The following is a 20634-nucleotide window of genomic DNA, read 5'->3' as shown; positions in this document are numbered from 1 at the left end:
CTCACGCGCGTCAGGCCGCCTCGGCCACGAGGCGCTCGACGGCCTCGATGGCCTCGGGCACCGCGGCGGCGTTCTGGCCGCCGCCCTGGGCGACGTCCGGCTTGCCGCCGCCACCGCCGCCGAGCGTCTTGGCGGCCGTACGGACCAGGTCACCGGCCTTGATACCGCGCTCACGGGCGGCCTCGTTGGTGGCGACGACGGTCACCGGACGGCCGTTGGCGACCGTGAACAGCGCCACGACGACGGCGCGGTCGCCCTGGATCCGGCCGCGGACGTCCAGCACGAGCTTGCGCAGGTCGTCGGCGGAGGTGCCGTCCGGGACCTGGGCGGCGGCCAGCGCCACCCCGCGGACGTCCTTGGCGCCCTCGGCCAGCCCCGCGGCGGCCTGCAGCACCTTCTCGGCGCGGAACTTCTCGATCTCCTTCTCGGCGTCCTTGAGCTTGGCCAGGACACCGGAGATCTTCTCCGGGAGCTCCTCCGGGCGTCCCTTGACCAGCTCGGTGAGCTGGGAGACGACGGTGTGCTCACGGGCGAGGAACCGGTAGGCGTCCACGCCGACCAGCGCCTCGACGCGGCGCACGCCGGAGCCGATGGAGGACTCGCCCAGCAGCTTCACCAGGCCCAGCTGGGCGGTGTTGTGGACGTGCGTGCCGCCGCACAGCTCCTTGGAGAAGTCGCCGATGGTGACGACCCGGACCCGGTCGCCGTACTTCTCGCCGAACTCGGCGATGGCGCCCTGCTTCTTGGCGTCCTCCATGCTCATGACCTCGGCGTGCACATCGAGCTCACGGGCCAGCACGTCGTTGATCTTCTGCTCGACGTCGGTGAGGACCGATCCGGGCACCGCGGTGGGCGAGCCGAAGTCGAAGCGGAAGCGGCCCGGGGAGTTCTCCGAGCCGGCCTGGGCGGCCGTCGGGCCCAGGGCGTCGCGCAGCGCCTGGTGGGTGAGGTGGGTGGCGCTGTGGGCGCGGGCGATGGCACGGCGGCGGGTGACGTCGATGGCGGCGTACGCGGACGCGCCGAGCACCACCTCGCCGACCTGGACGCTGCCCTTGTGGACGGTGACGCCGGGCACCGGCTGCTGGACGTCGCGGACCTCGACGACGGCGCCGGAGTCGAGCTTGATCCGGCCGGTGTCGGCGAGCTGGCCGCCGCCCTCGGCATAGAACGGGGTGCGGTCCAGGACGACCTCGACCTCGTCGCCTTCCTGGGCGGCGGGGGCCGGGGTGCCGTTGACCAGCAGACCGACGACGGTGGACTCGCCCTCGGTGGCGCTGTAGCCGGTGAACTCCGTGGAGCCGGACCGGTCGGCGACCTCGCGGTAGGCGGACAGGTCGGCGTGGCCGTGCTTCTTGGCCTGGGCGTCGGCCTTGGCGCGCTCCCGCTGCTCCTTCATCAGGCGGCGGAAGCCGTCCTCGTCCACCGAGAGGCCCTGCTCGGCGGCCATTTCGAGGGTGAGGTCGATCGGGAAGCCCCAGGTGTCGTGGAGCAGGAAGGCTTTGTCGCCGGGCAGGACCGTGCCGCCGGCGGCCTTGGTGTCCGTGACGGCGGTGTCGAGGATGTTGGTGCCGGCCTTGAGCGTCTTGACGAAGGCGGCTTCCTCGGCGAGGGCCACCGTCTCGATGCGGCGGCGGTCCTCCAGCAGCTCGGGGTACTGCTGTCCCATGGTCGTGATGACGACGTCCAGCAGCTCGCCGACGACCAGGTCCGTGGCGCCGAGCAGGCGCATGTTGCGGATGGCGCGGCGCATGATGCGGCGCAGGACGTAGCCGCGGCCCTCGTTGCCGGGCGTGACGCCGTCGCCGATGAGCATCGTGGACGTGCGGATGTGGTCGGCGACGACGCGGAGCGAGACGTCGGAGTCGTGCGAGGTGCCGTAGCGGACGCCGGTCAGCTCGGTGGCCTTGTCGATGACGACGCGCAGGGTGTCCGTCTCGTACATGTTCGGGACGTCCTGCAGGATCATCGCCAGGCGTTCGAGGCCGAGGCCGGTGTCGATGTTCTTGCTGGGCAGCTCGCCGAGGATCTCGAAGTCCTCCTTGCTGGTGCCCGCACCCCGCTCGTACTGCATGAAGACCAGGTTCCAGATCTCCACGTACCGCTCGTCGTTGACGGCCGGGCCGCCCTCGACGCCGAACTCCGGGCCGCGGTCGTAGTTGATCTCGGAGCACGGGCCGCAGGGGCCCGGGACGCCCATGGACCAGTAGTTCTCCTTCTTGCCCAGGCGCTGGATGCGCTCCTTGGGCACGCCGACGACCTCGTGCCAGATGCGCTCGGCCTCGTCGTCGTCGAGGTAGACGGTGATCCAGAGCTTCTCCGGGTCGAGGCCGTAGCCGCCGTCGGCCTGCGAGCTGGTCAGCAGCTCCCAGGCGTACTTGATGGCGCCTTCCTTGAAGTAGTCGCCGAAGGAGAAGTTGCCGCACATCTGGAAGAACGTGCCGTGCCGGGTGGTCTTGCCGACCTCTTCGATGTCCGGCGTACGGACGCACTTCTGGACGCTGGTGGCGCGCGGCGCGGGCGGCTTGACCTCGCCGAGGAAGTACGGCTTGAAGGGGACCATGCCCGCGTTGACGAGCAGCAGCGTCGGGTCGTCCGCGATGAGCGACGCCGACGGCACGACGGTGTGCCCGCGCTCCTCGAAGAAGCGCAGCCAGCGGCGGCGGATTTCAGCCGACTCCATCAGTGGTCCTCTTTTCCAGTCGGTCCGGTCAGACCGTTCGGTCCGGTTTTTCTCGTGGTGCGGTGGTGCGGTTCGAGCACCGCGCGGCGCGGTGCGGGCAGCTCGCGCACCTCGGCCTGTTCGCTCAGGCCGAGGGCGTCGTGCAGCTGCTCTTCACGGTCCGCCATTCCGGTCCGTACGTCCAATGCAAATTGGCGCAGCCGGTTTCCGGTTTCGACGGCCTTCTCCGCCGCCTGGGCGGCGAGGCTGTCGGGCTGCAGCTTGCGCAGCTTTCGGTGGACCTTGTTCGTGGCCCACACCCCGGCGGCGGCGCCGGTGGTGAACCAGAATGCGCGGCGGAACATCGCTGTGATCAGTCCTTGGAGCGACGGTTGCGGCGCCCGCCGCGGCGGGCGCCGGGCAGGGTACGGCCGACGACGACGGTGCGCTCGGGCTCCGGCGCGCCCTTCTTGCCGATCGCGCGGCGCACGCCGTAGCCGAACGCGGCCACCTTGACCAGTGGTCCGCCGAAGGCGGAGGAGACGGTCGAGGAGAGCGCGGAGGCGTTGGCCGTGACCTCCTGCACGTCGGCCGCGATCGCGTCGACGCGGGCGAGCTGGGTGTGCGCGGAGCGGACGGTCGCGGAGGCGTCGGCGAGGAGCGGAACGGCCTGCTCGGACACCTCGGCCACCATTTTCGTGGTCGCCTTGAGCGTCTGCGCGAGCCTCACCAGTACAAGGGCGAGGAACGACACGAGGATCGCCCAGAAGACGGCCACGAGGATCCCGGCCACCTCTCCACCGGACACGCTGGCACCACTCTCCGACTGGTCTGGTCTGGTCTCGTCGTCCTGCTCGAACGGCAACCTTGACCTTATCGCGCCGTGACTGTCCGTCCGTACCCCGTTCCCGGCGCCACGAGGAAGGGCCCGGTCGGCACGCGACGGCATGATTGTACGGTCCGCATCACGCCGAGTACTCTCCGTGTGCCATGCGACGCTTCACGGGCCCCGGGCCCTCCGATCGCCCGCACCCCGACCGGGCGCGGGGGCCCGGCAACCTCCCCGCGGAGCTCAATCGGTTCATCGGCCGCGACGCCGAACTGGCCGCGCTGGCACGGCGGCTGGAATCGGCCCGGCTCGTCACCCTCACCGGCCTCGGCGGCGTGGGGAAGTCACGTCTCGCCGCACACGGCGCGGCGATCTTGCAGGATCGCTTCTGCGATGGGGTGTGGCTGGTCGAACTGGACGCCCTGCGCGAAGAACACCTCCTGGACCTCACCGTCGCCGAGGCGCTGACGGCTGCCGACCACGGCGGCCGGCCGGTGCGCGCCGCGCTCGGCGAGCACCTCGCGGACCGTGAACTGCTGCTGGTCCTGGACGGCTACGACCACCTGGTCGAGGCGTGCGCCGAGCTGACCTGGGAGCTGCTGCGGCGCGCCCCAGGGCTGCGGGTGCTGGCCGCGGGCCGGCGGCCGCTGGGGATCCCGGGCGAACACGTGGTGCCGCTGGCGCCGATGACCGCGGCCGACGCCGCCGCGCTCTTCGCCGACCGCGCCGCCTCGGTCGTCGACGGCTTCACCGTCGAGGCGTCCGAGGAGGCCGCGGTCGCCGAGCTGTGCCGGCGGCTCGACGGCATTCCGCTCGCGCTGGAACTGGCCGCGGGGCGGCTGCGCGCGCTCTCCGCCGGCCAGCTGCTGCACCGCCTCGACGACCGCTTCCGGCTGCTGACCGGCGGCGCCCGCGGCGCCCTGCCCCGGCACCGGACGCTGCGGACCGCGATCGGGTGGAGCCATGAGCTGTGCACGCCCGCGGAACGGCTGCTGTGGGCGCGGCTGTCGGTCTTCGCCGGGCAGTTCGACCTGGAGGCGGTCGAGTACGTCTGCGCGGGCCCGGAGCTGCCGGGCGAGGAAGTCCTGGACATCATCGCGGAGTTGGTCGCCCAGTCGGTCCTGGTGCGCGAGGAGACCGCGGCCGGTGTGCGCTACCGGATGCTGGAGACCGTACGGGCCTACGGCGCGGACTGGCTGGACGCGACCGGCGACACCGCCCGGCTCCGGCGCCGGCACCGCGACTGGTACCTGGGGCTGGCGACCTGGTGCGAGCTGGACTGGTTCAGCCCCCGGCAGGCCGAGATCGCCGCCCGGATCGAGGCCGAACTGCCCAATCTGCGGGTGGCGCTGGAGCAGAGCCTGGCGAACGCCGACGATACGCACCTGGGCCAGTACCTGGCCGGCACCCTGTGGTTCTACTGGGTGGGCTGCGGCCGGCTCTCGGAGGGCCGGCACTGGCTGGACCGGGCCCTGGAGCTGGACGGCGACCACGACGAGGCGCGGCTGAAGGCGCTGTGGGTGACCGGCCATGTCGCGGTGCTCCAGGGGGACACCGTCGGCGCGCTGGGGGCGCTGCAGGAGTGCAGCGAGAAGGCCGAGCTGACCGGTAACGCCACCGCGGCCGCGTACGCGCTGCACCGCACCGGCTGCCTGGCCCTGGTCTGCGACGACCTGCCGCGCGCCGAGGAACTGCTGCGCGGCGCGCTGGCGCGCTACCGGGAGATCGGGGAATTGAGCAGCACGGCGCTGATGGCGCAGCTCGCGCTGGCGATGGCGGCGGCCTTCCAGGAGGAACTGGCGGACGCCGTGCGGCTGGGCGAGGAGGTGCGGGAGGTCTGCGAGGACCACGGCGAGCGCTGGACGCTGGCCTCCGCCCAGTTCGTGCTGGCCTACGCCGCCTGGTCCCAGGGCGACGGCGGACGGGCCCGCGCGCTGCTGGAGGAGTCCTTGGCCATCGACCACGCCTTCGGCGATCTGCTGGGCGCGGTGCTGGCGCTCGAACTGCTGGCGCTGGTGACGCTCGGCGAGGGCGAGGCGGAGGAGGCGGCGGTGCTCCAGGGCGCCGCGGGGCGGATCTGGCCGTCGGTCGGCCTGGTGCTGTTCGGCTCGCGCCACTACAGCCGGCTGCACGCGCTGTGCGAGGAGCAGGCGCGGCAGCGGCTCGGGGACGAGGCGTACGAGGGCGCGCTGCGCGCCGGCGGGCGGCTCGACCTGGACGCGGCGGTGGCCCGGATCCTGCGGCCCGCGCACCGGCCGCCCGCACCGCGCCGCACGGTGCGGATCGCGCCGCCCGCCACGAACGAGCCCGCCGCCTCCCCCTCCGCGAGCGGCGGGGAGACGGCGGGCTGAAGTGGTGCTGCGCCTGCGGTGGTGCTTAGCGGGCGTAGTACTCGACGACGAGCTGCTCGTCGCAGATCACGGGGATCTCCTTGCGGTTCGGGTCCCGGTCGAGGCGGAACGCCAGAGCCTGCAGGTTGACCTCCAGGTAGCGCGGGGTCTCGCCGTCGGGGGCGTAGCCACCCTCACGCGCGACCTGGAAGGGGTGCTTCTCGCGGCTGCGCTCGCGGACCATCACGACGTCGCCGGGGCGGACGCGGAAGGACGGCTTGTCGACCTTGCGGTCGTTCACCGAGATGTGGCCGTGGACGACCATCTGACGGGCCTGGTAGATCGTGCGGGCGATGCCCGAACGCAGGACGAGCGCGTCCAGACGGCGCTCAAGCTCGATGATCAGCGCTTCGCCGGTCTTGCCTTCGACCTTCCGAGCGCGGTCGTAGGCGCGCGCCATCTGACGCTCGCTGATGTCGTACTGCGCACGCAGACGCTGCTTCTCCAGCAGTCGGACCTTGTAGTCACTGTTCTGCTTGCGGCCACGGCCGTGCTCGCCGGGCGGGTAGGGACGGGCCTCGAAGTACTTGACGGCCTTCGGCGTCAGCGCGATGCCGAGCGCGCGCGACTTCTTGACCTTGGGACGCGACTGGTTCACGTGGAACGGACCTCCGTGTAAGTTAGGTGAGGCTTACCTTAGCGCGAGGAGAACGCATGTTTCGACCTGGGATCCCCCTGCCCAGTGCTGGTCAGAGCACAGAGGCGGGTCAGCCGCGTCCCGTGGAAGACGCCCAGCAGCCGACCGCCGCTGAGCGCGTACGAACCCTCGTCGAGTCCCATGGTATGGCGTCTTTGAGCATCCCCGGCGTCGAGGACCCCGACGAGACGGGGCTCTCGGCGCCCGTCTGCCGGACCGTCACACCCGATGGAGACGTGCTGTTGCTGGTTCCTGGGGACTCCGCGGCGGCTCGGGCGGCTGCGCACGCACAGGATGATGATCTTTCCGCAGTGATGGAGATCACGGACGTGGCGCCGGTTTCGGTGCCCCATCGGATCCGCGGAAGGGCCTGGGTGGCCGGCTGGCTGACGCCCGTACGCAATGAGCAGCGCGCCGAGGCGGCGATGCTGCTCGCCGAGCGGCACCCCGTGGGCGAGCTGCTCGGCATCGGCGAGGCGCTGCAGCCGGACCCGGCACCGGGCCTGTACGGGCGGGCCGCCTGGATGATGCTCCGCCTGGAGGTCGGCGAGGGCGCGGTGGACGACCTGTGGGGCACCGAGGCCGTCGAGCCGGACGACTTCGCCGCCGCGGCCCCCGATCCGCTGGTCGCCCACGAGGCGGAGCTGCTGCAGCATCTGCACGCGGCGCACAGCGAGCAGGTGCGCGGACTGTGCGCCCTGCTCGGTGACCGCGGGCGGCCGTGCGGACTGCGCGAGCAGGCGGTGCCCGTGGGCCTGGACCGCTTCGGCCTGCGCGTGCGCTTTATCCGGGGGTCCGGGGGTCGCTCCCCGGAAGACCGCGGCACCGGCGCCGAGCAGTACTCCTTCGACGCCCGCTTCGACTTCCCCGAGCCCGTACGGGACGTGGCGGAGCTGCGGCGGGCGATGCACACGCTGTTCGAGGCGGCGGCCGAGTAGACCGCCGGCCGGCCGGTGCCGCCGGCCCCTGAAGCGCTCGCGGCTACTCGGCGGCGCCCTCGCCGGCCGCACCGCGCAGGCGGGCCCGCACCCGCTCGGCGACGTCGGCGTAGCGGGCCTCCGCGCCATGGCGGGTGGGCTCGTAGTACCGCCTGCCGTGCACCTCGTCCGGCGCGTACTGCTGGGCCGCGATGCCGCCCGGCAGGTCGTGCGGGTACTGGTAGCCCTGGCCGTGGCCGAGCTTCTGGGCGCCCTTGTAGTGGCTGTCGCGCAGATGGGGCGGGACCGCACCGGCCCGGCCGGCCCGGACGTCCGCCAGCGCCGCGTCGATGGCCGTGTAGGCGGCGTTGGACTTCGGCGCCAGGGCGAGCGCGATGGTGGCCTGGCTCAGCGTGATCCGGGCCTCGGGGAAGCCGATCAGCGCCACGGCCTGGGCGGCGGCGACCGCGGTCTGCAGGGCCGACGGGTCCGCCAGGCCGATGTCCTCGCTCGCCGAGATCATCAGCCGGCGGGCGATGAACCGCGGGTCCTCGCCCGCCTCGATCATCCGCGCGAGATAGTGCAGCGCGGCGTCCACGTCCGAACCGCGGATGGACTTGATCAGCGCACTGGCGACGTCGTAGTGCTGATCGCCGTCCCGGTCGTACTTCACCGCGGCGCGGTCGACGGACTCCTCCAGGGTCTGGAGGGTGATCTCCTTCTCCCCCTTGGCCAGCGCGGATCCGGCGCCGGCCTCCAGGGCCGTCAGCGCGCGCCGGGCATCCCCGCCGGCGATGCGCAGCAGATGCGCCTCGGTGTCCTCGGGGAGGGTGACCGCGCCGGCGAGGCCGCGCGCATCGGTCAGCGCGCGCCGCAGCAGCCCGCGCAGATCGTCGTCCGTGAGCGGTTCGAGCGTCAGCAGCAGCGAACGGGACAGCAGCGGGGAGATCACCGAGAAGTACGGGTTCTCGGTCGTCGCGGCAATCAGGGTGACCCAGCGGTTCTCCACGGCGGGCAGCAGGGAGTCCTGCTGGGCCTTGCTGAAGCGGTGGATCTCGTCGAGGAAGAGGACGGTCTCCTTGCCGAAGCCGCCGGAGGCGCGCCGGGCGCCGTCGATGACCGCGCGGACCTCCTTGACCCCGGCCGTGATCGCCGACAGCTCCACGAAGCGCTTGTTCGTCGCCTGGCTGACGACATACGCCAGGGTCGTCTTGCCGATCCCGGGCGGCCCCCACAGGAACACCGACGACGGCCCCGCGGGGCCCCCGCTGCCTTCGCCGACCAGGCGGCGCAGCGGCGAGCCCGGTTTGAGCAGATGCTGCTGGCCCACCACCTCGTCGAGGGTGCGCGGACGCATCCGCACGGCGAGCGGAGACCCCGCGGGGTCCTTCTCCTGGCGGTCTTCGGCGGCGGCGGTGAACAGGTCGGGCTCCACGTCGACGAGCCTATGCCACCCCGTGCGGGTACGACGTGGCCGGCCGGGGCAGGAGCCGTGGTCGGTTGCGGTTCACACCCCTATCGGGCAGGCCCTAGATCAGCGTGCTCCAGTACGTCCACCACTTGGTGAGGATCAGCAGGGCGATCACGCCGTACCAGAGCACCGGGACGACCCAGTGGAACTCCAGCACCGTGCGCCGCAGCCCCTCGGGGGCCGGGATGACGCCGTGCTTGATGTTGTGCACCGTGGTGTACCAGAACATCAGGATCGTCACGCACCAGGTCAGCGTGCACCACAGGCACAGCGCGTTGATGCTGTACAGCGACTGGGTCATCAGCCACATGCAGAAGACCGCGGCGAGGCCGGTGCCGATGTTCAGCCCGATCCAGTACCAGCGGCGGAAGCGGGCACCGGCGAGCAGGGCCATGCCGATCGCGACGACCACGCCGAAGCCGACCAGACCGGCCATCGGGTTCGGGAAGCCGAAGACCTCCGCCTGCTCGCTCTGCATGACGCTGCCGCAGGAGATGATCGGGTTGAGGCTGCACGCCGGCTTGAAGTTCGGGTCCTTCAGCAGCTCGAACTTGTCCAGCGTGATGATCCAAGCGGCCAGGCCGCCCAGCGCACCGGTGATCACCAGGAGCAGGGCGAGGCCGCGGCCCGAGCCGATGGTGCTCGGGCCGCTCGCGTGATCGTCGTCGATGGACACGTCGTCAACCGCTGTCGTCGTCATATCGCCGTTCCGTCGGTCCCTTGGGAGATGGGCTGCGCGGACCGGCCCGCGGGGCCGCGGCCGCGCCCTTCATTCTGCCTCAAGCACCCGAGGGACCGCCGTTCGCTGCGCGTAAACACGGCGAATTCGCGGGTCCGGCGTTGACGGACGGCGGCCTCAGCCCAGCCGGCGGCGGACCTCGTCGGCCACCGCGGCCAGCGCGACGGGGATCTGCTCGCCGCTTTCGAGGTCCTTGAGCTGGACGACGCCCTCGGCCAGATCCCGCTCGCCGGCCACCAGCGCCAGCCGTGCGCCCGAGCGGTTGGCGGACTTCATGGCGTTCTTCAGGCCCTTGCCGCCGTACGCGAAGTCGGTGGCGACGCCGGACCGGCGCAGTTCGGTGACCGTGCCGAAGAGCACCCGGCGGGCCTCCTCGCCGAGCGGTACGGCGTACACGGCCGTGGCGGCGGGGATGTCGAGCGTGATGCCCTCCGCCTCCAGCGCCAGCACCGTGCGGTCAACGCCCAGCGCCCAGCCGACGGACGGCAGCGCGGGGCCGCCGATCATCTCCGACAGGCCGTCGTAGCGGCCGCCGCCGCCCACCGCGGACTGCGAGCCGAGGCCGTCGTGGACGAACTCGAAGGTGGTGCGGGTGTAGTAGTCCAGGCCGCGGACCAGCTTCTCGTCGTCCTCGAAGGCCACGCCCGCCGCCGTCAGCAGCTCGCGGACCTGCTCGTGGTACGCCTTGCACGCCTCGCACAGGTAGTCGCGCAGCATCGGCGCCCCGGCCAGCTGCCGCTGGACGGCCTCGCGCTTGTCGTCCAGGACGCGCAGCGGGTTGATGTCGACCCGGCGCCGGGTGTCGTCGTCCAGGTCGAGCCCGCGCAGGAAGTCCTGCAGCGCGGCGCGGTAGACGGGGCGGCACTCCTTGTCGCCCAGGGAGTTGAGCAGGATGCGGAAGTCGCGCAGTCCCAGGGCGCGGTATGCCTGGTCGGCCAGGATGATCAACTCGGCGTCCAGCGCCGGGTCCTCGGCGCCGATGGCCTCCGCGCCGACCTGCGAGAAGTGGCGGTAGCGGCCCTTCTGCGGACGCTCGTAGCGGTAGTACGAGCCCGAGTACCAGAGCTTGACCGGGAGGTTGCCGGTCTTGTGGAGGTTGGCCTCCAGTGCGGCGCGCAGCACGGACGCGGTGCCCTCGGGGCGCAGCGCGAGCCGGTCGCCGCCCTTGGTCTCGAAGGCGTACATCTCCTTGGTCACGATGTCGGTGGACTCGCCGACGCCGCGCGCGAAGAGCTCGACGTTCTCGAAGCCGGGCGTCTCGATGTAGCCGTAACCGGAGTTCTTCAGCGGCCCGGCGATCGCCTCGCGCACCGCGAGGTAGGTGGCGGACTGCGGCGGAATCAGGTCGTAGGTGCCCTTGGGGGCCTTGAAGGTGCTCACGAAGCTCTCGTCACATTCCTCGTCGTGGAGCGGCGCTGAAGCCGTCTCCGAGGCCGGCGGCCACCTCCCGCAGGAACGGGTTGGTGGCGCGCTCGCGGCCGATGGTGGTCTGGGGGCCGTGGCCGGACAGGACGACGGTCGAGTCCTCCAGCGGCAGGCACACGCGGGCCAGCGACTTGAGGATCTCGGCGTGGTCGCCACCCGGCAGGTCGGTGCGTCCGATGGAGCCGGCGAACAGCAGGTCGCCCGAGAAGAACACCGGCGGAACGTCCGCCTGCTCGGGCATCCTGAACGTCACCGACCCCTTGGTATGGCCCGGCGCGTGCGCGACGGAGAACTCCATTCCGGCCAGTTCCAGGACGCTGCCGTCACTGAGCTCCTTGACGTCGTCCGGCTCCCCGACCGTCAGTTCGCCCATGAGCTGCCGGCCGATGGAACGGCCCAGGGCCCGCTCGGGATCGCTCATCATGAAGCGGTCCTCGGGGTGGATCCAGGCCGGGACGTCGTGCGCGCCGCACACGGGGACGACCGAGGCGACATGGTCGATATGGCCGTGGGTGAGGACGACCGCGACGGGCTTGAGCCGATGCTTTGCGACCGCGTCCTCGACTCCTTGGGCCGCCTGGTGGCCCGGGTCGATGATGACGCACTCCTCGCCGGCGGCGGGGGCGACCAAGTAGCAGTTGGTGCCCCAGGCCCCGGCGGGGAACCCGGCAATCAGCACGTTCGTCCTTAAAGGTCGGTGTGGAGGGCGGCAGGCAAGGCCGCTCCCGGACATCTCGGCAGCTCCAGAGCCTACCGGCGGGACTCCCGCCGGGGCGAACCCGTATACGGTACGGCCACGGCGGAGGCGCTCGGCGAACGAGGACCTCGGTGCCCGGACACCGCACTGCTCGGACACATCGATGATCGGACAAGGAGACGACCGGTGGTCAGCAAGGATCAGCGGCGGCGGCAGCTCGCCCGGGAGAAGTTCGAGCGCCAGCAGGAGCGGCGGTCCACCGCCCGGCGCAAGGCCAAGCGGCGCAATGTGATCGTCGCGGCCGCCGTGGCCGTGGCACTGGCCGCCGGCGCCGCGGCCTACGCCTCGGTGGGACTGGCCGGCGACGACCGGGCGGCGGGCGACGCGGCACCGTCCGCGGCGCCGGACCCGTGCGGCAGGCCCGCGAAGGGCGCGCCGTCGACGAAGACCTGGAAGAAGGAACCGGCGATGTCCGTCGACACCGCGGCCTCCTACTCCGTGAAGCTGGCGACGACCTGCGGCGAGATCGATCTGAAGCTGGACGCGGGCAAGGCGCCGCACACGGTCAACTCGTTCGCCTTCCTGGCCCGTCAGGGCTACTTCGACCACAGCCGCTGCCACCGCCTGGTGGACCAGGGCATCCACGTCCTGCAGTGCGGCGACCCGACGGCCACCGGCAAGGGCACGCCCGGCTACACCCTCCCCGACGAGAACCTCAAGGACCCCCGGCTCAAGGGCGGGGTGTATCCGGCGGGCACGGTCGCGATGGCCAACACCTACGACGGGCAGAACGAGAAGACCCGCAACTCCGGCGGCAGCCAGTTCTTCCTGGTCTACCAGGACAGCGAGCTGCCGCCCAACTACACACCGTTCGGGACGATCACGGGCGGCATGGACGTACTGCGCAAGATCGCCGACGCGGGCTCCACGCCCGACCCGCAGACCCGCAACACCGCGCCCAACGCCACCGTCGTGATCGACCGGGCGACCGCGAAGAAGTCCTGACCGGCGGGTCGCGGCGGGGGCGGCGCGGCACCGCCCCCGGGTGCGCACCGTGGAATTTCGGTCGCGCTGGATGCGGACAGCCGAGCGCCGGTCGCCTAGATTGGCGTTGGGTAGGGTGCCTGCTCCGACGGCTGCCACCCTCACCCGCAAGACAGCCCGTCGGACCGGCCAGGGCGCGGCTCTGCCGGACAGAAACTGTGGACGATGCCGGGGGGCCGCACGCCCTCGTCGGCATCATGTGGAGGAGGCGCTGTGAGCAGCGACCCATGGGGCCGCGTCGATGAGACGGGGACCGTGTACGTGCGTACCGCCGATGGCGAGCAGGTCGTCGGATCGTGGCAGGCGGGCACTCCCGAGGAGGCCCTCGCCTACTTCGAGCGCAAGTATGAGGGCCTGGTCGTCGAGATCGGCCTCCTCGAGCGCCGGGTCAGGACCACCGACCTGTCGGCGAAGGACGCGAACACCGCGATCGACCATCTGCGCCAGCAGGTCGACGAGCACCACGCGGTCGGCGATCTGGACGCGCTCAGGAAGCGGCTGGACAAGCTCGTCGAGACGGTCGAATCGCGCCGCGAGGAGCGCAAGGCGCAGAAGGCCAAGCAGAGCGACGAGGCCCGTACGGCCAAGGAGCAGCTGGTCGCCGAGGCCGAGGAGCTGGCGGCCAGTGAGCAGTGGCGGGCGGCCGGCGAGCGGCTGCGTGCGCTGGTCGACACCTGGAAGGGCCTGCCGCGGCTCGACCGCAAGGCGGACGACGAGCTGTGGCACCGCTTCTCGCACGCCCGGTCGGCGTTCTCCAAGCGGCGCAAGGCGCACTTCGCGTCGCTGGACGCGCAGCGCGAGGAGTCCCGCAAGGCCAAGGAGAAGCTGGTCGCCGAGGCCGAGTCGCTCTCGGGCTCGACGGACTGGGGCGCCACCGCGGCCCGCTACCGCGAGCTGATGACGGAGTGGAAGGCCGCGGGCCGGGCTCAGCGCGAGCACGAGGACGACCTGTGGAACCGCTTCCGCGGCGCCCAGGACGTCTTCTTCCAGGCGCGCGGTGAGGTCTTCGCGGAGCGCGACGCCGAGCAGCGGGAGAACCTGACCCGCAAGGAGGAGCTGGCCGTCGAGGCCGAGAAGCTGCTCCCGGTCACCGACCTGAAGGCCGCACGGGCCGCGTTCCGGTCGATCAACGAGCGGTGGGAGGCCATCGGCCACGTCCCGCGGGACGCCCGCCCCAAGATCGAGGGCCGGATGCACGCCGTGGAGCGCGCCATCCAGGAGGCCGAGGAGGCCGAGTGGCGGCGGACGAACCCCGAGGCGCGGGCCCGTGCCGCGGGGCTGACCGGCCAGCTCCAGGACGCCGTCGACAAGCTCCAGAAGCAGATCGACACGGCCCGGGCGGCCGGCAACGACGCCAAGGCCGACAAGCTCGGCCGGGAGCTGGAGGGCCGCAAGGCCCTGCTGGACCAGGCGCTGAAGGGCCTTGAGGAGTTCGGCGGCTGAGGTGCTGCCCTAAGCCGGCGCCGCTTTCGCGGAAGTGGTTGCTCGCCGTCGGGGTGCCTCAATTGATGGCTGAGGTACCCGATACGTAACGAGGAGGGCCCCGGTACTCCGGTACCGGGGCCCTCCTCGTGCGTGTGGCTACGGCCTGCGCGCCGACGTCACGCGGTACACGTCGTACACACCCTCCACGCCCCGGACCGCCTTCAGGACGTGCCCCAGATGCTTCGGGTCGCCCATCTCGAAGGTGAAGCGGGAGGTGGCGACGCGGTCGCGGGAGGTCTGGACGGCCGCCGAGAGGATGTTAACGTGCTGGTCGGACAGCACCCGCGTGACGTCCGACAGCAGCCGGGACCGGTCCAGCGCCTCGACCTGGATGGCGACCAGGAAGACCGAGGACTGGGTGGGCGCCCATTCGACGTCCAGGATCCGCTCCGGCTGCCGGGACAGCGAGTCGACGTTGACGCAGTCGGCGCGGTGCACCGAGACGCCGCTGCCGCGGGTGACGAAGCCGATGATGGGGTCGCCCGGCACCGGCGTACAGCAGCGGGCGAGCTTGACCCAGACGTCGTCGACGCCCTTGACGACCACGCCGGGGTCGGCGCTGGAGCGGCGCTTGGAGCGCGGCCGGATCGGGGTGGACTCGGCGATGTCCTCGGTGGCCTCGTCCTGGCCGCCGAGCGCCTGCACCAGCTTCTGGACGACGCCCTGCGCCGCGACATGGCCCTCGCCGATGGCGGCGTAGAGCGAGGAGATGTCCGGGTAGCGCATCTCGTGCGCGAGGGTCACCAGGGAGTCGCCGGTCAGGATCCGCTGGATCGGCAGGTTCTGCTTGCGCATGGCCCGCGCGATGGCGTCCTTGCCCTGCTCGATCGCCTCGTCGCGGCGCTCCTTGGAGAACCAGCCGCGGATCTTGTTCCGGGCGCGCGGGGACTTGACGAAGCCGAGCCAGTCCCGGGACGGTCCGGCGCCCGGGGCCTTGGAGGTGAAGACCTCGACCAGGTCGCCGTTGTCCAGGGTCGATTCGAGCGGGACGAGGCGCCCGTTGACCCGGGCCCCTATCGTGCGGTGGCCGACCTCGGTGTGCACCGCGTAGGCGAAGTCGACGGGGGTGGCGCCGGCCGGCAGCGCTATCACATCGCCCTTCGGCGTGAAGACGAAGACCTCGTTGCGGGACAGGTCGAAGCGCAGCGACTCCAGGAACTCGCCGGGGTCCTCGGTCTCCTTCTGCCAGTCCAGCAGCTGCCGCAGCCAGGCCATGTCGTTGACGGTGTCCTGGCCCTTGCCCGCGTTCTTCGGCACATCCGTACGGATCTTGGAGGCGCCGGCCACCGCTTCCTGCTTGTACTTCCAGTGCGCGGCGATGCCGTACTCGGCGCGGCGGTGCATGTCGAAGGTGCGGATCTGCAGTTCGACCGGCTTGCCGCTGGGTCCGATGACCGTCGTGTGCAACGACTGGTACATGTTGAACTTCGGCATCGCGATGTAGTCCTTGAACCGGCCGGGGACCGGGTTCCATCGCGCGTGGATGGTGCCGAGGGCGGCGTAGCAGTCGCGGACGGTGTCGACGAGGACGCGGATGCCCACCAGGTCGTAGATCTCGGCGAAGTCGCGGCCGCGCACGATCATCTTCTGGTAGACGCTGTAGTAGTGCTTCGGGCGACCGGTGACGGTGGCCTTGATGCGGGCGGCGCGCAGATCGGCCTGGACCTCGTCGGTCACTATCGCCAGATACTCGTCCCGCTTGGGCGCCCGCTCGGCGACCAGCCGGACGATCTCGTCGTACATCTTGGGGTAGAGGATCGCGAAGGCGAGGTCCTCCAGCTCCCACTTGATGGTGTTCATGCCCAGGCGGTGGGCGAGCGGGGCGTAGATCTCCAGCGTCTCGCGGGCCTTCTTCTCCTGCTTCTCCCGCTTGAGGTAGCGCATGGTGCGCATGTTGTGCAGGCGGTCGGCGAGCTTGATGACCAGCACGCGCGGGTCCTTGGCCATCGCGACGACCATCTTGCGGACCGTCTCGGCCTGCGCGGCCTCGCCGAACTTGACCTTGTCGAGCTTGGTGACGCCGTCGACCAGCAGCGCGACCTGGTCGCCGAAGTCCCGGCGCAGGGTGTCCAGGCCGTACTCGGTGTCCTCGACGGTGTCGTGCAGCAGGCCCGCCATCAGCGTCGCCGGGTCCATGCCCAGCTCGGCGAGGATGGTGGTGACCGCGAGCGGATGGGTGATGTACGGGTCGCCGCTCTTGCGCTTCTGGCCGCGGTGCCAGCGCTCGGCGACCTGGTAGGCCCGCTCGACCTGGCGCAGCGTCGCGGTCTCGATCTTGGGGTCGTTGCCGCGCACGGCCCGCAGCAGCGGCTCCAGGACCGGGTTGTACGGGCTGGAGCGCTGGACGCCGAGCCGGGCGAGGCGGGCGCGCACCCGGTTGGGGGAACCGGAGCGGCCGGCGGGGGTGGGCGGCAGCGGCTTGGGCGCGGCCGGCTGGTCGGCCTTGGCGGGCGGCTTGGGCGCACGCGTGGCCGGGGAGGCGGCGGGCGCCGGCCGGGAGTGCTCGGCGGGGGACGTGGCGGGCCGGTCGGCCGGCGGCCGGGGCCCCGCGCTGCCGTCGGGAGCGCCGGGCCGCTCGGGCTGGGGCGCGTCCGTGGAAGCCGCGTCCTTCGGCTTCGGCTCGTCCGGGCGCGCGGCGTCGGATCCCGCCGGACGCAGTCCGGGGGAGAGCGGCTGGGCCTCGTCTGGCAAGAGCACTCCTCAAGCGGTTCCGGACCCCAGGACCTCGAACGGGTCGGGGTGCCATGGTATCGAGCCCGCGGCGGCGGCTCCCCCGCGGCCATGGGTCCGTACATGACACAGCAGCAGGGGCACCCGGATTCTTCCGGATGCCCCTGCTGCTTCTGTGGTGTGCGGCGGCCGCCCGCGAGAGCCTCAGACCGTGATCAGGGCCTCCAGCGGAGCGCCCCGCAGACCCGGCTGCAACCGCTGCCGACCGGCCAGGAAGCCCAGCTCCAGCAGCACCGCCAGGCCGGCGACCTCGGCGCCCGCGCGGCGGATGAGCTGCACCGAGGCGTCGGCGGTGCCGCCGGTGGCGAGCACGTCGTCGATGACCAGCACCCGGTCGCCCGGGGCCAGTGCGTCGGCGTGGATCTCGATCTCGGCGGTGCCGTACTCCAGCTCGTAGCCCTGGCCCAGCGTCGCGCCGGGCAGCTTGCCGGCCTTGCGTACGGGGACGAAGCCGATGCCGGCGCGGACCGCCACGGGGGCGGCGAGTATGAAGCCGCGCGCCTCCAGGCCCACCACCTTGTCGGCCCGATGCCGCACGCACAGCTCGGCGAAGGCGTCGGTGAGCGCGCCGAAGGCCGCCGGGTCGGACAGCAGCGGGGTGATGTCCTTGAACATCACGCCCGGCTTCGGATAGTCCGGGACATCGGTGATCCGGCTGAGCAGCAGTTCCTGAAGGGCCGCGGAAGAACTCATCGGCGCTTGCCCGACGAGCGGCCGCGTCCGCGGGGGCGGGTGGAGGGCTGCCGGCGCGGACCGACGACCGCGGCGTCCGCCTCGTCGTCCGCGTCCGCCCCGCCGGGGACGGCGTCCTGCGGCTCCTCCTGGCTCGCGCCCTTGGCCGCCGCGGCGGCGCGCTTGGCCTTGACCCGCTTGGCCAGCGCCTTCATCTCCGGCTCGGCGTTCTTGAAGTCCGCGACCAGCGGGGTGGCGATGAAGATCGAGGAGTACGCACCGGCGGCCAGACCGACGAACAGGGCCAGCGAGATGTCGTTGAGCATGCCCGCGCCCAGCACGCCGCCGCCGACGAACAGCAGACCGGCGACCGGGAGCAGCGCCACCACGGTGGTGTTGATGGAGCGGACCAGCGTGCTGTTGATGGAGCGGTTGGCGATCTCGCTGTAGGTGAAGCGGGTCTGCTTGGTGATGTCCTTGGAGGCTTCCTTGAGGCTGTCGAAGACGACGACCGTGTCGTACAGGGAGTAACCGAGGATGGTCAGCAGACCGATGACCGTGCCGGGCGTGACCTCGAAGCCGACCAGGGCGTAGACGCCGACCGTGATCGTGAGGTCGTGGATCAGCGCGATCAGGGCGGCGAGCGCCATCCGCCATTCGAAGGCGATGGCCAGATAGATCACCACGAGGACCATGAAGATCCCCAGGCCCAGCCATGCCTTGTTGGCGATCTGCTCGCCCCAGCTCGGGCCGACCAGCTGGGTGTTGACGTCCTTGACCGGGATGTTCAGGTCCTTGGCCAGCTCCTCCTGGACCGGCACCGCCTGCTTGGTGTCCAGACCGCTGATCTGGATGCGCAGCGCGCCGTCGCCGAGCTTCTGCACGACGGCCTGGTGGCCGCCCGCCGCCGACTCGGCCTGGTGCTGGGCCTCGGAGGCGGACACGGAGGTGGACGGGGTGGTGAAGACCGCGCCGCCGGAGAACTCGATGCCCATGTTCAGACCGCGCACCGCCAGGCCGACGATGGCCGTGATGGTGATGAGGATCGAGATGCCGTACCAGATCTTCCGCTTGCCGATGAAGTCGTAGCCGACCTCGCCGCGGTAGAGCCGGGCGCCGATGTTTCCGAGCTTGGACATCTCACGCCTCCTTCGTCTGGGTGGGGGCGGTGCCGCGGCGGCGGCGCAGCGGTGGCCTGGCGCCCAGGCGCTGGGGATCGAGGCCGGACCAGGAGTGGCCCTCGTAGAAGAACTTCCGCCGGGCCAGCAGCGTCATCAGGGGCTTGGTGAAGAGGAAGACCACCACGACGTCGAGGACGGTGGTCAGGCCGAGGGTGAAGGCGAAGCCCTGCACCTTGCCGACGGTGACGATGAACAGCACCGCGGCGGCCAGGAACGACACGAAGTCGGAGACCAGGATCGTGCGGCGGGCCCGGGGCCAGCCGCGCTCGACGGCCGGACGCAGGGTGCGGCCCTCGCGGATCTCGTCCCGGATGCGTTCGAAGTAGACGATGAACGAGTCGGCGGTGATACCGATGGCGACGATGGCGCCGCAGACCGCCGGGAGGTTCAGCGCGAACCCGATGGCCGGTCCGAGCAGCGTCATGATCGTGTACGTCAGGATCGCCGAGACGCACAGGCTCGCCAGCGCGACCAGCGCCAGCCCCCGGTAGTAGGCGATCAGGTAGACGACGACCAGGGCGAGGCCGATGGCACCGGCGATCAGACCGGCGTGCAGCTGCTCGCCGCCGAGGGCCGCGGTGACCGTGGTCTCGTCGTCGATCTTGAAGGAGAGGGGCAGCGCACCGTAGGACAGCATGTTGCCGAGGTCCTCGGCGGACTGCTGGGTGAAGCCGCCGGAGATGGTGGCGTTGCCGCCGTTGAGCTGCTCCCTGACCCGCGGGTCGGAGACCACCGCGCCGTCCAGGACGATCGCGAACTGGTTCTGCGGCTGGGCCTTGGTGGCGAGCTTGCCGGTGATGTCCGCGAACTTCTTGCCGCCGTCGGAGGTGAAGTCCATCTGGACGATCCAGCCCTGGCCCTGCTGGCTGTCGAAGACGGCCTTGGCGCCCTTGACGTCGGTGCCCTCGACCGCGATCGGACCCAGCACGTACTTCTGGGTGCCGTCGTCCTTGCAGGCCACGATCGGGTCGGACGGCTTGGCGCCGGCGGCCTTCTCACCGGCCGCGGCGCGGCTCTTCTTCGTGGAGCAGTCCAGCGCGTTCAGCTGCTTCTGGAGGGCCGGGGGGATCTCCTCGGCGCCGGGGAGCGCCGGCGGCGTCGGAGGCGCGGAGGGCTTGCCCGACGGGGTGGGCTTCGCGGACGGCGCCTTCTTCAGGGCGTCCGTCACGGCGCGGCCCTGCGTCGTCGGCTTGGCGCTCGGCGAGGACGAGGCGTTCTGCTGGGTGCCCGGCTGGTCCTTGGCCTTGTCGCCGGACGCCTTGTCGTCCTTGCCCTTGCCCTTGTCGCCGGCGCCGCTCTTGGAGGGGCTCGGCTCGGGCGTCTTGGTGCCCACGGTGGTGGTCAGCACCGGCCGGAACCCGAGCTGGGCGGTGGTACCGACCTGCTGGCGGGCCTGCTTCGCGTCCGTCCCCTTGGGGATGTTCACGATGATGTGGTTGCTGCCCTGCGTCTGGACCTCGGACTCGGTCACGCCGAGACCGTTGACCCGTCGCTCCATGATGCCGGCGGCGGTGTTCATGTTGGTCTCGTTGATCGCGTTGGGCTTGCCCGGCTGGTTCTGGGCCGCCAGCGTGAAGCTGGTGCCGCCCGCCAGGTCGATGCCCAGGCGGGGCGTCAGCGTGCCGGAGTAGAACATGCCTCCGATCAGCCCCACCATCGCGATCAGGACCAGGATCAGGGTGCGGCCCGGATGCCCTTGGCTCGCGGGCGCCCTGCGGCCCTTCTTCGGTGCTGCCACCTTCTCGTTTCTCCCTGTCC

At 71.4% G+C, this 20634-nt stretch carries 16 protein-coding genes; 4 read left to right on the top strand and 12 right to left on the bottom strand.

Annotated features, from left to right (window positions below; all coding sequences use genetic code 11):
- Positions 1-10: 10 nt before the first annotated feature.
- From alaS to ACZ4NB_RS04565, 3 genes are read right to left on the bottom strand one after another with little or no spacing between them, the layout of a single operon-like run.
- Positions 11-2680: an alanine--tRNA ligase gene (gene alaS, locus ACZ4NB_RS04575; RefSeq protein ID WP_467658264.1), complete on the bottom strand. Its 2670-nt coding sequence runs from the start codon at positions 2678-2680 to the stop codon at positions 11-13.
- On the bottom strand, positions 2680-3024 hold the full coding sequence (locus ACZ4NB_RS04570) for a DUF6167 family protein (RefSeq protein ID WP_467658263.1): 345 nt from the start codon (positions 3022-3024) through the stop codon (positions 2680-2682). The genes alaS and ACZ4NB_RS04570 overlap by 1 nt, the downstream gene beginning before the upstream one ends.
- A gap of 8 nt (positions 3025-3032) precedes the next feature.
- Positions 3033-3467 carry a DUF948 domain-containing protein gene (locus tag ACZ4NB_RS04565; RefSeq protein WP_244943242.1) on the bottom strand — a complete coding sequence of 145 codons (435 nt, stop codon included), beginning with the start codon at positions 3465-3467 and terminating at the stop codon, positions 3033-3035.
- A 182-nt stretch (positions 3468-3649) separates the two neighbouring features.
- On the opposite strand from ACZ4NB_RS04565, the gene ACZ4NB_RS04560 reads away from it, so the two are divergent.
- Positions 3650-5839 (top strand): ATP-binding protein, encoded by a 2190-nt coding sequence (locus tag ACZ4NB_RS04560; protein ID WP_467658261.1) that lies wholly within the window; start codon positions 3650-3652, stop codon positions 5837-5839.
- Between the two features lie 25 nt (positions 5840-5864).
- Here the strand turns inward: ACZ4NB_RS04560 and rpsD are convergent, their stop codons facing one another.
- Entirely contained in the window at positions 5865-6476 is a 612-nt protein-coding gene (rpsD, locus tag ACZ4NB_RS04555) for a 30S ribosomal protein S4 (RefSeq protein ID WP_384429048.1), read from the bottom strand.
- 185 nt (positions 6477-6661) lie between these two features.
- Here rpsD and ACZ4NB_RS04550 point away from each other — a divergent pair, with 185 nt between their 5' ends.
- The gene (locus ACZ4NB_RS04550; RefSeq protein WP_467658260.1) at positions 6662-7453 is read left to right on the top strand and encodes a DUF2470 domain-containing protein; all 792 of its coding nucleotides are present in this window, start codon (positions 6662-6664) and stop codon (positions 7451-7453) included.
- Between the two features lie 43 nt (positions 7454-7496).
- On the opposite strand, the gene ACZ4NB_RS04545 is transcribed toward ACZ4NB_RS04550, so the two are convergent.
- From ACZ4NB_RS04545 to ACZ4NB_RS04530, 4 genes are all read right to left on the bottom strand, one after another.
- A complete protein-coding gene (locus ACZ4NB_RS04545) occupies positions 7497-8867 on the bottom strand; it encodes a replication-associated recombination protein A (RefSeq protein ID WP_393487962.1) in 1371 nt (456 codons plus the stop codon).
- Positions 8868-8961: 94 nt separating this feature from the next.
- A complete protein-coding gene (locus ACZ4NB_RS04540; protein WP_467658258.1) occupies positions 8962-9603 on the bottom strand; it encodes a vitamin K epoxide reductase family protein in 642 nt (213 codons plus the stop codon).
- A 156-nt stretch (positions 9604-9759) separates the two neighbouring features.
- Positions 9760-11022, bottom strand: a complete 1263-nt coding sequence (gene hisS / locus ACZ4NB_RS04535) for a histidine--tRNA ligase (protein ID WP_467658257.1) — start codon at positions 11020-11022, stop codon at positions 9760-9762.
- 10 nt (positions 11023-11032) lie between these two features.
- Positions 11033-11746: an MBL fold metallo-hydrolase gene (locus tag ACZ4NB_RS04530; protein WP_467658256.1), complete on the bottom strand. Its 714-nt coding sequence runs from the start codon at positions 11744-11746 to the stop codon at positions 11033-11035.
- 204 nt (positions 11747-11950) lie between these two features.
- On the opposite strand from ACZ4NB_RS04530, the gene ACZ4NB_RS04525 reads away from it, so the two are divergent.
- Together ACZ4NB_RS04525 and ACZ4NB_RS04520 are read left to right on the top strand one after the other, a co-directional pair.
- Positions 11951-12769 (top strand): peptidylprolyl isomerase, encoded by an 819-nt coding sequence (locus ACZ4NB_RS04525; protein WP_467658254.1) that lies wholly within the window; start codon positions 11951-11953, stop codon positions 12767-12769.
- A gap of 252 nt (positions 12770-13021) precedes the next feature.
- A complete protein-coding gene (locus ACZ4NB_RS04520; RefSeq protein WP_467658253.1) occupies positions 13022-14251 on the top strand; it encodes a DUF349 domain-containing protein in 1230 nt (409 codons plus the stop codon).
- Positions 14252-14389: 138 nt separating this feature from the next.
- Here ACZ4NB_RS04520 and ACZ4NB_RS04515 read toward each other — a convergent pair whose 3' ends face one another.
- The 4 genes from ACZ4NB_RS04515 to secD form a co-directional block, all read right to left on the bottom strand.
- Positions 14390-16984, bottom strand: a complete 2595-nt coding sequence (locus ACZ4NB_RS04515) for a RelA/SpoT family protein (protein ID WP_467658251.1) — start codon at positions 16982-16984, stop codon at positions 14390-14392.
- Between the two features lie 183 nt (positions 16985-17167).
- The gene (locus ACZ4NB_RS04510; protein WP_467658250.1) at positions 17168-17716 is read right to left on the bottom strand and encodes an adenine phosphoribosyltransferase; all 549 of its coding nucleotides are present in this window, start codon (positions 17714-17716) and stop codon (positions 17168-17170) included.
- Positions 17713-18834, bottom strand: coding sequence for a protein translocase subunit SecF (gene secF, locus ACZ4NB_RS04505; RefSeq protein WP_467658249.1), 1122 nt, complete (start codon positions 18832-18834; stop codon positions 17713-17715). The genes ACZ4NB_RS04510 and secF overlap by 4 nt, the downstream gene beginning before the upstream one ends.
- Before the next feature lies 1 nt (position 18835).
- A complete protein-coding gene (gene secD / locus ACZ4NB_RS04500; RefSeq protein ID WP_467658247.1) occupies positions 18836-20614 on the bottom strand; it encodes a protein translocase subunit SecD in 1779 nt (592 codons plus the stop codon).
- Positions 20615-20634: the final 20 nt, after the last annotated feature.

The sequence above is a fragment of the Streptomyces sp. NPDC026575 genome, from assembly GCF_055567415.1.
This window is presented reverse-complemented; position numbering and strand designations above follow the sequence as displayed.

Excerpts from the sequence above, each read along its gene's own strand:
- alaS (WP_467658264.1), bottom strand. The coding sequence starts at position 2,680 with ATGGAGTCGGCTGAAATCCGCCGCCGCTGGCTGCGCTTCTTCGAGGAG.
- secF (WP_467658249.1), bottom strand. The coding sequence starts at position 18,834 with ATGTCCAAGCTCGGAAACATCGGCGCCCGGCTCTACCGCGGCGAGGTC.
- ACZ4NB_RS04570 (WP_467658263.1), bottom strand. The coding sequence starts at position 3,024 with ATGTTCCGCCGCGCATTCTGGTTCACCACCGGCGCCGCCGCCGGGGTG.
- ACZ4NB_RS04550 (WP_467658260.1), top strand. The coding sequence starts at position 6,662 with ATGGCGTCTTTGAGCATCCCCGGCGTCGAGGACCCCGACGAGACGGGG.
- ACZ4NB_RS04510 (WP_467658250.1), bottom strand. The coding sequence starts at position 17,716 with ATGAGTTCTTCCGCGGCCCTTCAGGAACTGCTGCTCAGCCGGATCACC.
- ACZ4NB_RS04560 (WP_467658261.1), top strand. The coding sequence starts at position 3,650 with ATGCGACGCTTCACGGGCCCCGGGCCCTCCGATCGCCCGCACCCCGAC.
- ACZ4NB_RS04540 (WP_467658258.1), bottom strand. The coding sequence starts at position 9,603 with ATGACGACGACAGCGGTTGACGACGTGTCCATCGACGACGATCACGCG.